The following is a 14,732-nucleotide window of genomic DNA, read 5'->3' as shown; positions in this document are numbered from 1 at the left end:
GGGTCGGCTTGAGGAGGGGTTCACATGAGTAAGAGAACCTGCGGCACCATGCTGAAGCTGGGCGAGCGGGCGGGAGTGTCTTTGCGGAGCCCACGTCACTGCGACTGCATCGGGGTGCTGCCGTACTTGGGGCGCTCCGATGGGGATTCTGTCTCTACACCGGGGACGACCACCGGCTGTTGCAGAGCATTCAGGGGATGAAGACCCTGTGGGTCCCTGGAGCAGATAACCGCGGTGTTGCCCACCCTCACCGCACTCGAGGCCCCGCAGACCCCGGCCCGCCGATGTGCCCTGATCCAGAAACGGTTTGAGCACACCGCCCCGGCCGACCAGCAGCGGGATAAGCTGGACGAAGGCCTGCGTCAGGCCGACCGGCTCATCAAGACGCTACGGCAGCGGCAGTCCCGGGTGGTCGAGGCGGCGTGAGCGCCCACTTGTCGGCGTCGCGTATCTGGTGCTTCGCCGCGAGGAGGCAGTGATGACGTCCTCACCAACATTCCATGACCGCGTTGGGGGTCTGCTGGCCGGGACTGCGGTCGGCGACGGGCTCGGTGCACCCTTCGAGGGGCAACCCGTGGTGCCGGCCACGGCCCTGACCCAGTGGGCGTTCTCCTCCCAGGCCCTCCGTCACACCGATGACACCGTGATGACCTTGGTGCTGGCCGAGCATCTCAGCCACCAAAGGGGTATCAACCAGGCGGTATTGGCCTCGGATTTCGCCGTGGCCTGGCAGCATGATCCGTTGCGCGGCTACGGGGTCGGCGCCGCCCGGGTGCTGGCGGCCGTGCTCGGCGGGGTCTCCTGGCGCGAAGCCGCGGTGTCGGTGTTCCCCGGTGGGTCCTGGGGTAACGGAGCAGCCATGCGAGTCGCCCCCGTCGCGGCCGTGAGCGCCAGCCCCCTGGAGGCGGCGCAGCTGGGGCGGATCAGTGCGGAGATCACCCACGCCCACGAGCACGGCCTGCACGGAGCGGCCCTGCAGGCCGCCGCCGCCCATCTGGCGTTGCGCAGCGACCCGTCCGTCCCGCTGGACACCGCGGCCTTCCTGGACCAGTTGTGCCCCGTGGTCCAGTCCGTGGTCTGGCAGGAGAAACTGCTGGAGATCCGCGCCCTGCTGGCCCGGCAGGCCCCGGCCGTGGAGGCGGCCGCGGCACTGGGCAATGACATCAGCGCCCTGGGATCAGTCCCCCTGGCCGTGTACGCCTTCCTGGTCCGCGCCGAGGCGCCGGAGGCGGCCTTCCGTTTCGCGATCGGCGGCGGCGGGGACACCGACACGATCGCGGCGATGACCGGGGCGCTGATCGGGGCCCGGCACGGCTACAGCAGGCTGCCCACCTCCTGGACCACTCGCCTGGAAGCCGCCGAGCAGATCGAACAGGTGGCCACCCGCCTGGTGTCCGCTCCGGCCGGCACCTGAAGTGGCCCCTACCCTTTGGAATCACTCATCTGGGCGATACTCTCCCCGCTAACTCCTCCGCCCGCGCACTGTCCCACGGCATAAGGAACCGACCCATGACGACATCACCGAAGCATCCTCGCAACGACCGGATGCTGACCGTCGAGCAACTGCGGCAGAAAATCACCGACGGGCAGATCGACACGGTCGTGCTGGCCTTTACCGACATGCAGGGACGGTTGCAGGGCAAGCTCGTCCACGGCCGGTTCTTCCTGGATTCCGTGCTGGAGGAGGGTGCCGAAGGGTGCAACTATCTGCTGGCCGTGGACACCGAGATGAACACCGTGGGGGGCTACGCCATCACCAGCTGGGAGTCCGGTTACGGGGACATGGCGTTTGCCCTGGACCTCGACACCGTCCGTCTCATGCCGCACAACCCCGGCCAGGCCATGATCCAGTGCGACCTCACCACTCACGACGGCCAGCTGATCCCGATGTCTCCGCGCTCCATGCTCCGCCGCCAGCTCGACCGGGCCCAGGACAGGGGCTACCGAATGCTCACCGGAACCGAACTGGAGTTCTGCGTCTACAACACCAGCTACGAGGACGCCTGGGCGGCCAATTACCAGCACCTGGTCCCAGCCAACCAGTACAACGTGGACTATTCCGTGCTGGGCTCCCAGCGGGTCGAGCCGCTGCTGCGGGAGATCCGCAACGCGATGTACGCGGCCGGGATGACTGTGGAGTCCACCAAGGGCGAGTCCAACCTCGGCCAGCACGAGATCGCCTTCCGCTACGACGACGGTATGGTCACCGCGGACAACCATGCCGTCTACAAACTGTCCTCCAAGCAGATCGCCCACCGTCAGGGCAAGTCCATCACCTTCATGGCCAAGCCCAACCAGCGTGAAGGCAACTCTTGCCACATCCACATGTCTTTGCGCGGGCCCGACGGCGAACTGGTCTTCTGGGACCGGGAACGGGGAACCCGCAGCCCCGTCTACGACCACTTCATCGCCGGGGTGCTCCAGGGCATGCGCGAGCTCACTCTCTTCTACGCGCCGAACATCAACTCCTACAAGCGTTTCGCAAAGGGCAGCTTCGCCCCCACCGCGGTCGCCTGGGGCATCGACAACCGCACCTGCGCCGTGCGCGTGGTTGGCAGCGGGGCCAGCGCGCGCATGGAGAATCGGCTCCCCGGCGGTGACGTCAATCCCTACCTGGCGCTGTCGGCGATGCTCGGCTCGGGTCTGCACGGCATCGAGCACCGATTGGAGCTGGAGCCTGTGACGCAGGGCAACGCCTACGAGTCCGACGCCCCGGTGGTGCCCTCGACCATGCGCGAGGCCCGGGATCTGCTGGCCGGTTCCGAACTGGCCCGGGAGATATTCGGGGTGGACGTCGTTGAGCATTACGTGAACTACGCCGACGTGGAGCTGGAGGCCTTCGAGGCCGCCGTGACCGACTGGGAGCTACGCCGTGGCTTCGAACGTCTCTGACCCAGATCCGCGAGCAGGGGTTTGTGGCGGGGCGGATTCGCGGAGCGGGCCTGGTCGGGGAAGGCCAGCCCCCGTGGGGGGGGGCAGAAGGGGGCGCCAGCTCTCGGGTGGTGGGGCGGAGGCTCCGACCACGCCTCGGGGCTTTGCTGCTCGGTGGGACAGGTTCTCAAGTACTCGCTCAGCCGGGGCGGTGTCGACGACGGGCGAATACTGGGCAGATGCGACGCTACTGCTCACTTCTCGACCGTCGTTGACGGAGTTGCTACTGGAGTGCGGGCAGCATGGTGGCCAGCAGCTGCGGCCCGGTTGGTAGGCGCAGCAGTATCTGCCCAGCCCGGCGGGTGAGTCTGGACGGGAGGCTGATCCCCATCAGTCGCCTGGCCGCACGCACCGAAAAAGGAAATCATGTCTGGTACTTAGGCAAGCACAAAAGACTCGGAGGCAACATCCCGGGGACATGTCGACCACCGGCTTTCTTCTCGGGGTCTTCCCGGTAAAACTTTGGCTCGACCCACGGCATCACCGCCGCTAGAACCCTCTGCTTGGGTGCCCTGTACCCGACCGCCGCGGCCGGGTTGCCCCCTGGCGGACAAGGGTTATCAGGGCGCCGGCGTCGCCGGTGCCCACCCTCATCAAGAGTGACCATCTCGGAGTCGACCATCGCGGCTATAGCGCGCTGCTGACCCAGCGCTGCGCCACATGACTGTCTCACTGTCGCGGATCGGCGCCATCGTAGCCGCCGCCCTGATTCTCACCACCCTCGAACGCGGAGCCCGATGAGGGAACCTCAGGACGGCGGTCACTTGTAGCGTTCCATGCTGTTCTGCGCGGTGGTGTGCTCGAGAGCGGCGTCGACGGAGTGCATGTCCGGCATGGCCAGCCCGGCAGGACCGCCGCGGCGCACGAGCAGCCAGATCAAATACACCGCCCCGATGACGACCATCAGAGCCACATAGGTCCAGGAGGCGAAGAAGGAGGCATCGCGGAAGATGGACAGTTCAAACACCAGCCACACCGAGGCCAGCACCAGCACTGGGATCTCGAACTTCCCCAGGGTGAAGCCGTGGGAGGCCGGCAGCTTCTTGCGCTGGACGATGTAGAGCGCCACGGTGGCGGCGTAGATGATCGCCGGCAGCAAGGTGGCCGCGGCGAACAGACCGAAGAGCGCATCGGGGCGCAAGGCGAAGATCGCCAGGATCAGCTGGGCGATCACGAACATGAAACCGGTGGCCGCCAGCGGGGTGCCGAACCGCGGGGAAATCCTTGACCAGGCCTGGTGGCCGGGGAACCGCTCGTCGCGCGACATTGCCCACACCAGCCGCACCCCGGTCATGAGGACGACCATGCCGCAGGCGAACATCGCGATGACGACCAGCACCAGCAGCCCGGTGCCCACGACGGGGCCCAGGACCCGGGAGATCACATCGGCAACCGGGGTGGGGGAGGCCGCCAGCTGCGCCGGGTCACCGGCCAGCAGGGTGATGGCAATCAGGAAGATGAAGCCCAGGGCGCCCGAGGCCAGAACCGCTTGCCACATGGCGCGGGGCACCACACGGGCGGGGTCCTTGGTCTCCTCAGCGAGGTTGGCCGCGGATTCGAAGCCCACGATCGTGAAGGCCCCCAGCAGCGTGCCCATCATCCACGGGCCGGTCTCGGAGAGGGTGCCGAAGCCGACGTAACCCTCTCCACCCACCGCTCCGGTGTCGAAGAGGTTACCCACGTTCAGCTCACGCGCCACGGCCCCGACCACCAGCAGGAGGATCACGAGCAGGACCATGCCGATCAGCTCGACGGTGACTGCGAAGTTGTTGACCTTTTCGGTCCAGCGGGTGGAGAAGCCCACCAGCAGGGCCTGGACGGCCAGGACCAGCGAGGTGATCACCCAGGCGTTGGTTGAAGAGCCCTCATAGTTCAACAGCACCGGCAGGACGGTCGAGGCGATGGTGTAGTCCACGGCCACCACGACGATGGCCAAGAAGGTGAAGGAGATCCACCCCATGATCCACCCGAGCACCGGGTTGGCCAGCCGCGACATCCACTGGTAGGAGTAGCCGGTCACCGGGATCCGAGCGGCCAGGGAACCGAAGACGAACGCCACCATGAGCTGACCGACGATCACGATCGGCCACGTCCAGATGCCAGCAGCCCCGGAGCTGTTGAGCACCGACCCGTAGGTGGTGAAGATGCCAGTGGCGATGGAGACGAATGCGAAGGCCACAGCGAAGGAGGCGAACCGGCCGGTGCCGCGTTCCAGCTCCTGCTTGTAGCCGTACTCCGCGACAGCCGCGGTGCCGCTGTCGGCCGCGTGTGAGGGTGCGGGGCGCTTATCCATAGGAACCCTTACTGTGGGACGCTTCTCAAGCATGCGATGGCCAGTTGATGAACTGCAAGGGATTGGTGTGGAAAAGGCCAGCGGTGTAGCTGCTGCGCTGGGGCCTAGGCACCCGGCATCGCGCTGACCAGGGTGCGCGGATAATCGGTGCCCGCCTCGGAGCACCGGGTGCGGGCAGGGTCAGGGGTCCGGCCATCGCGTGGCCGGTGGTGCACGCTCACATCGGCTCGGACTGCGGTGCTGCTGTGGTGGGCCCGCCGATGTGCAGGGCGGCGGCGACCACGTCGTGGAGGTCGTGCCGGGTCGCGTAGGCATCGCGTTGGGCCCGGGCACCCGTCCCCTCGCGCAGCATGGTCGCGACCACGGCCTGGACCTGCTCGTCCTCCCCGGCCTCGGCCAGCACCGGGTGCAGCAGCTCCAGCAGCTCGGCCACCACCTCCCCGGCCGCGACCGGAACACCCGTGGTCGGGCTCACCAGCTGTCCCTCGACCCCTGAGCGGGCGGCCCGCCAGGACCAGGCCCGCAACTGGGCGACTCCCACCGGGGCTGGGCCCTCCCCGGCGCGCCAGGCGCGGGCGGCGGTCTCCACCAGGGCGCGCACCAGCGCGGCGATCACCGCCGCGTGGACGGGGTCCAGACAGACATCGGCCACCCGCACTTCCACGGTGGGGAAACGGGTCGAGAGCCGGGCGTCGAAGTAAACCATCCCGTCATCAAGCGGCACCCCGGACTCCAGCAGGAGGCGCATCTGCCGGTCGTACTCGGACACCGTGGTGAAGACCTCGCTGGCCCCGGCTGTGGGCCACCGTGTCCACGCCTGGTATCGGTAGGAGGCGAAACCGGTGTCCACGCCGTACCAGAACGGGGAGTTCGCGCTCAGCGCCAGCAGCACCGGCAACCACACCCGGATCCGGTCCAGCACCGCCACCCCTTCCTCGCGGGAGTCGATGCCGACGTGCACGTGGAACCCGCAGGTCAGCTGTTCGGCGGCCAGCAATCCCACGTGCTGCTGGATCCGGCGGTGCCGCGCCTCCGGCACCAGGTGCGGCAGATCGGCAGACACCGAGGTCGCCAGGGCCACTGCCCGCCCACCTACCGCGCGGGCGGCCTCATCGGCCAGGACCCGGCCGGTTCGGATGGCGGCGATCTGTTCGGTCAAGGTGAGCCGGGGTGGGCCGACGACCTCGATCTGTTCCTGCTGGAACTCCACCGTCAGGTCATGACCGGGGGACACGTCGGTGGGCTCCGCGGCCGGGAACACGGCCCCCGGACGGTGCGCCCCCGAACCCGCGTGTTGTTCGTGGTGGTCGACCACCGCCTCGCCGGCGGCCAACGGCCTCAGGGTCACCGCATCGACGAGCAACAGCTCCTCTTCCACACCGAAAGTCCGCACCAGATCCGCTCCTTGTCGACCGCCTTTCCACCATCGTGGGCCCCACAACGAATAGGCGGAAGCCGCAGGCCGGAAGGAGAAAACCACCAGAACGCAAACACGGGAGATTTCTGCCGCAGGCGCTGTAACAGGGACTCTCCCCGTGCGGACAGGGCCGGGAGGGCGCTTGGCCACCGACCACCGGACACCGTCCACAGGACACCGGCCGCTGGACGCTGACATCTGCCTAAGTATCCTTACTATGTTTTGGAGGGAAGGTCACCAGCCGGAACCCCACCATGGTGCGACGTGACCGTCTGCGTGCGCCCGCCCATACCAGCAGGCCGGCCTTGGAATGGGCTTTTTCGGAAAGGACATCATGATGCGATCCATCGCTGATCAGAAGGTCGACGAGCTCGGCGGGCGGTTGAGTGTGCTGACCCGGCAGCGGCGTGACCACGTCAAGCTGGAAGACCTGCTGGAGGACCTCGAGGGTACGACCGGACCGGCCCAAGGGCAGGTGCTGCTGCGGATCTACCGGTTGGTGTTCCCGCACGCCTTCGCCGAGGAGTCCGTGTTGTGGCCGGTGATGCGCCGGGTCCTGCCGGACGGCCACGAGCTGACCCTGGAGGTGGAGCGTGAGCACCAGGAGGTCAACGAGCTCGTCACCGCCCTCGAGACCCTGGCGGAGGGTGACCCGGCGCGGGAGCCGGTGCTGGCCCGGTTGGTGGAAGTCCTGCGGGAGGACGTGCGCGACGAGGAAGACGCGCTGCTCCCACGCCTGCAGGAGAAGCTGGACCGCACCCAGCTGCGCGGTCTGGGCCTGGCCTGGGAGGTGGTCCGGCGGACCGCGCCCACCCGCGCCCACCCGGTGGTGGCCCGGCGCCCGCCCGGCAACGTGGTCGCGGCCGTGCCGCTGTCGGTGCTGGACCGGCTCCGGGACCTCGTGGACGCCGCGGCCCTGCGCGAGCCCGGGCGTGGGGCGCCGGTTCTGCGCTCGGTCAGCACCGGCCTCGACGGCCTGGCCCACCGGATCGAGTACCTGCCGGTGATGCGCCGAGGAGAAGACCCTTCCACAAAGTCTCAAAGCGCCTGATTCCCAGTCGGCACGTAACCGAGGAACGGGATGCTTTGCGGCCTTAACCGTGGTGGATTGTTTCACCCGGGGACTGAGCTGGTCAGAGCGATGCCCCCGGCCCGGTCGTTGAGTACGTGCTCGGGTGGGGTCTCTTCCCAGGGTGGGTCGGCATGCATAAGCTGGCTGACAAGCTCCAGCAGCGGGGTACTTGTGCCTTTTGAAGGGTGCCGTGATGGCCATCTACGAGTACACCGCTGAGCAGCGCCGCCCCGAGGCCGCGCCCGTGCTGGCGCCGCAGACCACGGGGCGGTTGATCGTCAAGATGTTGACGACGACCGATCACAAGCTCATCGGTTACCACTATCTGATTTCGGCGTTCGGGTTCTTCTGCATCGCCGGGGTCATGGCGCTGCTGATCCGGGCGGAGCTGTGGGCCCCGGGGATGCAGGTCCTGGAGACCAAAGAGCAGTACAACCAGATGTTCACCATGCACGGCACGCTGATGCTGCTGATGTTCGGTACCCCGCTGTTCGCCGGCTTCGCCAACGTGATGGTGCCGTTGCAGATCGGTGCCCCGGATGTGGCGTTCCCGCGACTGAACGCCTTGGCGTTCTGGTTCTTCCTGTTCGGCTCGCTGATCGCGACCGCCGGCTTCCTCACCCCGCAGGGCGCTGCCGCCTTCGGCTGGACGGCCTACGCCCCGTTGTCCAACGCCTCGTTCACCCCAGGGGTGGGCGGTGATCTGTGGGTGTTTGGCCTGGCCCTGTCCGGCTTCGGCACCATCATGGGGGCGGTCAACTTCATCACCACCATCTTGTGTATGCGCGCTCCGGGCATGACGGTGTGGCGGATGCCGATCTTCACCTGGAACGCGCTGATCACCTCGCTGCTGGTGATCATGGTGTTCCCGCCCCTGGCCGCGGCACTGTTCGCGCTGGGCATGGACCGCACCCTGGGCGGGCACATCTTCGACCCGGCCAACGGGGGAGCGGTGCTGTGGCAGCACCTGTTCTGGTTCTTCGGCCACCCCGAGGTCTACGTGCTGGCGCTGCCGTTCTTCGGCATCGTCTCGGAGGTCTTCCCGGTGTTCTCCCGCAAGCCGCTGTTCGGGTACAAGGGGATCGTGTTCGCCACGATCGCCATCGCCTCGCTGTCGGTGACGGTCTGGGCCCACCACATGTATGCCACCGGGGCGGTGATGCTGTCCTTCTTCGCGTTCATGACCATGATGATCGCGGTACCCACCGGGGTGAAGTTCTTCAACTGGATCGGCACCATGTGGCGGGGCTCGATCACCTTCGAGACCCCGATGCTGTGGGCGTTGGGCTTCTTGTTCACGTTCCTCTTCGGCGGCCTGACCGGGGTGATCCTGGCGTCCCCGCCGTTGGACTTCCACGTGCACGACTCCTATTTCGTGGTGGCCCACTTCCACTACGTGCTCTTCGGCACCATCGTCTTCGCGATGTTCTCGGGGTTCTACTTCTGGTGGCCGAAGTGGACGGGCAAGATGCTCAACGAGCGGGTCGGCAAGATCCACTTCTGGTTGCTGTTCGTGGGCTTCCACATGACCTTCCTGATCCAGCACTGGCTGGGTGTGGACGGGATGCCGCGCCGCTACGCGGACTATCTGCCCGAGGACGGGTTCACCTGGATGCACCAGATCTCCACCGCGGGTTCCATGCTGCTGGGTCTGTCGATGATCCCGTTCTTCTGGAATGTGTACGCGACCTGGCGCCACGGCACCAAGGTGGAGGTGGACGACCCGTGGGGTTTCGGGAACTCCTTGGAGTGGGCGACGTCGTGCCCGCCGCCGCGGCACAACTTCACCGCCCTGCCCCGGATCCGATCCGAACGCCCCGCCATCGACCTGCACCACCCCGAGCTCGCGGCGGAGTCCCCGCAGCAGTCCCCGGTCGACGACGGTGCCATCGCCACCCGCCAGGACCAGTCGTGAACCACCGTTCCCTAGACCCCCGGGACAGGTAGACAAGGACCGGAACTCCGGTGAGAGCAAACCCTGAGCAGCACGTCCACCCGCCGCGGAGGCCACCTACGGCGGGATGAACAGGAGCGGACGAGGAGCCGACTATGACATCGATCGCGGATCAAACCGTGGAGGAGCTGGGTGGTGCCTCCAGTGTGCTGGTGCGGATGCGTCGGGAGCACGCAGAGCAGGAAGCTTTGCTCCAGCGGGTGGAGTCCACCTCGGGGGAGGCCCAGGACGAGGTGCTGACCCGGTTGTGGCGGTTGGTGTTCACCCACGCCTATGCGGAGGAGACCGTGGTGTGGCCGGCCCTCCGGGCGGTCTCCGCCGACGGGGAGGCGTTGACCTTGCACATCGAGCAGGGCCACCAGAAGCTCAGCGAGCTCACCGCCGAACTGGAGCGTACCGGCCCGGGCGAGCCCGGCCGTGAGGAACTGATCACCGAGCTGGCTGCGGAGCTGCGTCTGGACATCCGCGAGGAGGAAGACGTCCTCCTCCCACGGTTGCGTCAGGGCGCCGACGACCGGCGATTGCGACGGCTGGGGGCGGCCTGGACCGTGGTGCGCCACACCGCCCCGACGCGCCCGCACGTGGCGGTCTCACGCCGCCCACCGGGCAACGTGATCGCGGCGCTGCCGTTGAGTGTGCTCGACCGCTCCCGCGACCGTTTGGACCGTGCCGCCCGAGTGCGCAGCGGCCGGGTGCGGTCCGGGGCCGAGGCCGCGAGCTGGGCTCTGGCCCGAGTGGCCGGGGTGATCGAGCGCTCCAGACTGGTGCAGGCCGGTGAGCGGGCCCGCACCCGGCCCGGTCGGTGGCAGGTGCACCGGTGGCTGACCCGCAACACCCCACCCACCCGCGGTCAACCGGGCTGAACAGACCCCGGTGCGGGAAAATGCTACGGAGGATCCGGCATGTGCTGCGCCGTCCATGGCCGGGCCCGTCCCGGCCAGGGTGCGTCATGGAACTGCCGCGGCTTGCGTGGGGGGCCGTGCCGGTCGGGGTCCTGCTCGCAGCGGCCTCGATCGTGCTGGGGGTGTGGCTGAAAGAGTTCGGTGTGGCCGGGACCGGTGCAGAGGTGATCGCGGCCGTGCAGGAGCGGCGTTCACCGGCCCTGGACGTGGCGGCCCTGGCGCTTCAATACGGGCTGTCGGTGCCGGCGGGCGTCGGCTGGCTGGTCCTGGTTGGGCTGGTGCTGTGGGTGGTGGACGACGGGGCCCCGGTCCGGGCGCTGGTGTTCATCTCCCTGGCCGTGCCGGGCTGGCTGGCCACGGCTGTGGTGAAGCCGGTCGTGGAGCGGGCCCGACCCGGCGGTGTGGCCCTGTTCGGGCAGCTGAGCGAGGTGGGCCCGCACAGCTTCCCCAGCGCCCACGTCTCCCTGGCCGCGGGGATGGGGTGGGCGCTGGTACTGGTGTTCTGCTGGCACCACGGGACGGTAATACGGGCCGCCGGATTGGTCGGGGCCCTGGCCTTGGCCGTGGCGGCGGGCTGGAGCCGGGTGTATCTGGGGGTGCACTATCCCGGGGACGCGCTAGGCTCCATCCTGCTCACCACCGCAACACAGCTGGTCTGGTTGCCCATCCTGGCCCGGCTGCTGCAACAGGCCCTACCCCCGGCTCCGGTCTGACCCCGGCGCCCACGACACCTGGTGGGTGCGTGGCGGGTAGCCCACCAACAACCGCACCACGGCCTCCGCCGCTTAGAACGACCATCACTCTCTGGGAAGCCCGGCGATGAGAAGTCCCCACTGACCGGGGCGCAAGACCCATCGGCCACGGCGGCCGCGACACAGGTCTGCTCGGGTTTATGCCGGTGACCACCCCAGGCCCTGCCGATGACGCGTCATCCGGTACGGTCCGGAAGGGTGGTCGGGCAGCTCGGCGGGCAGGAAGATGTCCACCGGGCCGACCCCGCCTATGGTCCCGTCGCGGTCCACCACTCGGCGCAACAACTCCACCCCCGCCGCCTCCACCTGCGCAGCAGCGGTGAGGTCAACGGTGACAGCCACCGGCGGAAACAGTATCCGGGCTCGGCGGATCAGCGGATACAGGGCCTGCTGACTGGCTTCGGTCAAATACTCTGTCACCAGCAGGCGGACACAGGCCCCGCCCACATCGGTCTGAACCAGTACCGCGAGCTGATGGTCCATGAACGCATCCTTCATCGCATGCGAGTACGTCATGGCCACAGGCTGAACCTGGTGTCAACGAGAGTGGGGCCCTGACGGTACTGCCAGCGGTCTCACCACATCGATGACAAGGGGGACTGCCAGCCCATCGAGGCCGTTCGGTGTTCGACGTGGGCGCTGATCATCCACCGCACCCGGGCACCGCTCCGGCCGGTCGGAGGAGAGTTCTTTCTCGGGATGCTTGGCTTCAGGAACCCGAGTGTGGTTAGGGTGAGGAGTGGTCGAGCAGCCGGCCCGCAGTGCGTCGCTGTCGACAAAGGATGCTCTCGTGGACCACACCGTCTTCGTGAAGGCCGACCGCCGGGATGAAGCCCCGGCCGAGGGGGCTCCCGGGCGCCCCGTTCCGGATCCCCCCGCTTCCGGTCTTCTGGCCGATGCCCGTTACGTCCTGCCGCTGAAGTGGGCCGACGACGCCGATCTGGCAGGGCTCGCCCGCTACCTGGCCGAGGTCGTGACGTGGTTGCCCGTCACGGTCGTCGACGGCTCCGCCGCGGAACTCTTCACCGCCCATCGCAGGGCGCTGCCGGAGTCGGTCGAGCACGTCCGCCCGGAGCTGTGGCCGGGCGCCAACGGCAAGGTGGCGGGGGTGATGACCGGCGTGCGCCGTGCGGCCGAGGAGCGGATCGTGGTGGCCGACGACGACGTGCGCCACACCCGGGCGACCCTGGAACGGATCGTGGGGCTGCTGGAGGATGCCGAGGTGGTCCGTCCGCAGAACTACTACGTGGAACTGCCCTGGCAGGCCCGGTGGGACTCCGGGCGTGCCCTGCTCAACCGTGCCCTGGGCGGGGACTGGCCCGGCACCCTCGGGGTGCGCCGATCGGTCCTGCTCACCGCCGGCGGCTACGACGGTGACGTCCTGTTCGAGAACCTCGAGCTCGTCCGTACCGTGTGCGCGGCCGGTGGGCGGGAAAAGGTGGCCCTGGACGTGCTGGTGGGCCGGGTGCCGCCCACCGTGTCCCACTTCCTCGGCCAGCGCGTCCGTCAGGCCTACGACGACTTCGCCCAGCCTCATCGTCTGCTCGCCGAGCTGTCCCTGCTGCCACTGATGTGCTGGGCTGTGCGGCACCCGGTTGGCCTGGCCGCGGGGACCCTCGCCGTGTGCGGGGTGGCCGAGATGGGTCGACGCCGGGCCGGGGGCGTCCAGGTCTTTCCCGCCGGCACGGTGCTGTGGGCTCCGCTGTGGGTGCTGGAGCGGTCGGTGTGCGTGTGGGCGGCCGTGGCCGTCCGGGCGCGCGGCGGGGTGTCCTACGCGGGGTCCCGGCTGCGGACCGCCGGGCATTCCCGGGCCGTCTTGCGCCGGCGCCTGCGTCACCGGAGCAAGGGATCGCCGCTACTGCTCGACGCCGGCACGGGGCAGGCGAGGGGCCGGTGGTGAGCATGGGGAAGGGCGCCGCGGCCGAGCCGACCTCACCGGCGATGGGCGACGAGTCGGGTCCGCTCCTGGGTTCGGCCGGGGTGCCTCGGGGTGGACTTCTCGAGCAGGGGAAGGGCGGACGGGAGACCCAGGGCGTGTACTGAGGGCATGACCGTCGACCCCACCTTCTCCTGACAGCACCCTCGTGGCACCGGGAGCGGAGTCCGTCCCCGGGGACCCACGGGAAGCGGCTCCCCGCAGGCGGGGAGCCGCTTCCCGTGGAGCACGGACACGAAAGGTGCCCGGCCGCGGACCTCAGGTGCGGGCCCTGCCGGTGGTCCGGTCGTGGGTGTTCCGGTCCAGGAAGGACAGCCCGACCATGGTCAGGCCCAGGAGCAGGTGCAGCCAGTCGTCGGCGGTGTTCAGGGGCACGAAGTTGGCGGTGGACTCCTTGTTGATGAGCAGCCCGTAGAGCCACAGCAGCAGGTAGACGGCACCGCCCCAGCGCAGGTAGTTCCGCGCCCCCGAGACGGTCCGGGCCAGGGCGATGCCGGCGGCGCCGTAGAGCAGGTGGACGAGGTTGTGCAGAATGGAGACCTGGAAGAGGCCCATGAGCATGGCCTGGGAGTGGTGGCCGGCGAACTGCAGGGTGTCGTAGTTGCTGGTGATCCCGGGGATGAAGCCGGCCGCACCCACGAGCAGGAAGACGACCCCGTAGAGCAGGGCGGCGGTCTGGACGGGGGAGCGGCGAGATGCGCTCCGGTTGGTGGAAGCAGTCATGGTCGTTCCTCTCATCGGTCGCACTGTAGGAGCCGGGCAACTGGCCCCGGTGGGGATTACTCCTTCTTGAGCTTGTCCTGGATGGTGCCGGCGGCCTTCTCCACGAGGTTCGGCTGCTCCGTGGTGCCGTAGAACCGGGCATCGGGGTGGGTGGGCGGGGGCATCGGCACCCCGGCCATGGGCTCGTCCTTGTACCCGAACTCGCCCTTGCCGTCCGGGGTCGGCCCGGACGCCCAGGAGCCCTCGGCGGCGGTAGTGCCGTCGGAGAAGTTGTAGTAGTCGTAGGAGAACTCGGTGGCCTCCTTAGCCTGCGGGAAGTTGGAGGGCACCGGCATCTGCTCCAGCCCGTCGGCCTGCAGCTCCTTCACCGCGGCCATCCACTGGTTCTGGTGCATGGTGTCGCGGGCCAGCAGGAAGGACAGCATGTCCCGGATGCCCTTGTCGTCGGTCATGTGGTAGAGCCTCGCGACCTGTACCCGGCCCTGCATCTCCGCGTTGACGTTCGAGCTCATGTCCGCCAGCAGGTTCCCGGAGGCGGTCACGTAGGACCCCGACCAGGGGTTGCCCATCGAGTCCACCGGTCGCGCCCCGGCCCCGGCCACGATCGCGTGCTGCAGGTCCGTTCCGCCGATCACGGCCGCCACCGCCGGATCGGACTGGATCGCGTCCTCGGTGATGCCCACCGGGGCCTTCTCCAGCAGCTGGGCGACCATCGTGGCGAGCATCTCGATGTGGCCGAACTCCTCGGCGGC

13 protein-coding genes are annotated in these 14,732 nt (G+C 68.4%); 8 read left to right on the top strand and 5 right to left on the bottom strand.

Annotated elements, in window-relative coordinates; genetic code table 11:
• Positions 1 to 237 precede the first annotated feature (237 nt).
• From ACYVM4_RS04535 to ACYVM4_RS04525, 3 genes are all read left to right on the top strand, one after another.
• Entirely contained in the window at positions 238 to 426 is a 189-nt protein-coding gene (locus tag ACYVM4_RS04535) for a hypothetical protein (protein ID WP_460667767.1), read from the top strand.
• Positions 427 to 478: 52 nt separating this feature from the next.
• Positions 479 to 1,414 (top strand): ADP-ribosylglycohydrolase family protein, encoded by a 936-nt coding sequence (locus ACYVM4_RS04530; RefSeq protein WP_460667766.1) that lies wholly within the window; start codon positions 479 to 481, stop codon positions 1,412 to 1,414.
• Positions 1,415 to 1,509: 95 nt separating this feature from the next.
• A complete protein-coding gene (locus ACYVM4_RS04525) occupies positions 1,510 to 2,892 on the top strand; it encodes a glutamine synthetase family protein (RefSeq protein WP_460667765.1) in 1,383 nt (460 codons plus the stop codon).
• A 799-nt stretch (positions 2,893 to 3,691) separates the two neighbouring features.
• Here the strand turns inward: ACYVM4_RS04525 and ACYVM4_RS04520 are convergent.
• Complete coding sequence (locus ACYVM4_RS04520) at positions 3,692 to 5,224, bottom strand: amino acid permease (protein ID WP_460667764.1); 1,533 nt, start codon at positions 5,222 to 5,224, stop codon at positions 3,692 to 3,694.
• A 217-nt stretch (positions 5,225 to 5,441) separates the two neighbouring features.
• Positions 5,442 to 6,617 (bottom strand): glutamate--cysteine ligase, encoded by a 1,176-nt coding sequence (locus ACYVM4_RS04515; RefSeq protein ID WP_460667763.1) that lies wholly within the window; start codon positions 6,615 to 6,617, stop codon positions 5,442 to 5,444.
• 358 nt (positions 6,618 to 6,975) lie between these two features.
• Here ACYVM4_RS04515 and ACYVM4_RS04510 point away from each other — a divergent pair, with 358 nt between their 5' ends.
• The 4 genes from ACYVM4_RS04510 to ACYVM4_RS04495 all read left to right on the top strand — a co-directional run bounded on the left by ACYVM4_RS04510 (position 6,976) and on the right by ACYVM4_RS04495 (position 11,282).
• Positions 6,976 to 7,692 carry a hemerythrin domain-containing protein gene (locus tag ACYVM4_RS04510; protein ID WP_460667762.1) on the top strand — a complete coding sequence of 239 codons (717 nt, stop codon included), beginning with the start codon at positions 6,976 to 6,978 and terminating at the stop codon, positions 7,690 to 7,692.
• Positions 7,693 to 7,906: 214 nt separating this feature from the next.
• Positions 7,907 to 9,628 carry an aa3-type cytochrome oxidase subunit I gene (ctaD, locus tag ACYVM4_RS04505; protein ID WP_460667761.1) on the top strand — a complete coding sequence of 574 codons (1,722 nt, stop codon included), beginning with the start codon at positions 7,907 to 7,909 and terminating at the stop codon, positions 9,626 to 9,628.
• 134 nt (positions 9,629 to 9,762) lie between these two features.
• Positions 9,763 to 10,530: a hemerythrin domain-containing protein gene (locus ACYVM4_RS04500; RefSeq protein WP_460667760.1), complete on the top strand. Its 768-nt coding sequence runs from the start codon at positions 9,763 to 9,765 to the stop codon at positions 10,528 to 10,530.
• An 86-nt stretch (positions 10,531 to 10,616) separates the two neighbouring features.
• Positions 10,617 to 11,282: a phosphatase PAP2 family protein gene (locus ACYVM4_RS04495; protein ID WP_460667759.1), complete on the top strand. Its 666-nt coding sequence runs from the start codon at positions 10,617 to 10,619 to the stop codon at positions 11,280 to 11,282.
• 177 nt (positions 11,283 to 11,459) lie between these two features.
• On the opposite strand, the gene ACYVM4_RS04490 is transcribed toward ACYVM4_RS04495, so the two are convergent.
• Complete coding sequence (locus ACYVM4_RS04490) at positions 11,460 to 11,837, bottom strand: hypothetical protein (protein ID WP_460667758.1); 378 nt, start codon at positions 11,835 to 11,837, stop codon at positions 11,460 to 11,462.
• Between the two features lie 274 nt (positions 11,838 to 12,111).
• On the opposite strand from ACYVM4_RS04490, the gene ACYVM4_RS04485 reads away from it, so the two are divergent.
• Positions 12,112 to 13,221, top strand: a complete 1,110-nt coding sequence (locus ACYVM4_RS04485) for a glycosyltransferase family 2 protein (protein WP_460667757.1) — start codon at positions 12,112 to 12,114, stop codon at positions 13,219 to 13,221.
• Positions 13,222 to 13,515: 294 nt separating this feature from the next.
• Here the strand turns inward: ACYVM4_RS04485 and ACYVM4_RS04480 are convergent, their stop codons facing one another.
• Positions 13,516 to 13,980 carry a DUF4383 domain-containing protein gene (locus ACYVM4_RS04480; protein WP_460667756.1) on the bottom strand — a complete coding sequence of 155 codons (465 nt, stop codon included), beginning with the start codon at positions 13,978 to 13,980 and terminating at the stop codon, positions 13,516 to 13,518.
• A gap of 56 nt (positions 13,981 to 14,036) precedes the next feature.
• The coding region (locus tag ACYVM4_RS04475; RefSeq protein WP_460667755.1) for a manganese catalase family protein at positions 14,037 to 14,732 on the bottom strand (696 nt) is incomplete at its 5' end.

It is taken from the genome of Kocuria himachalensis, from assembly GCF_054784195.1.
This window is presented reverse-complemented; position numbering and strand designations above follow the sequence as displayed.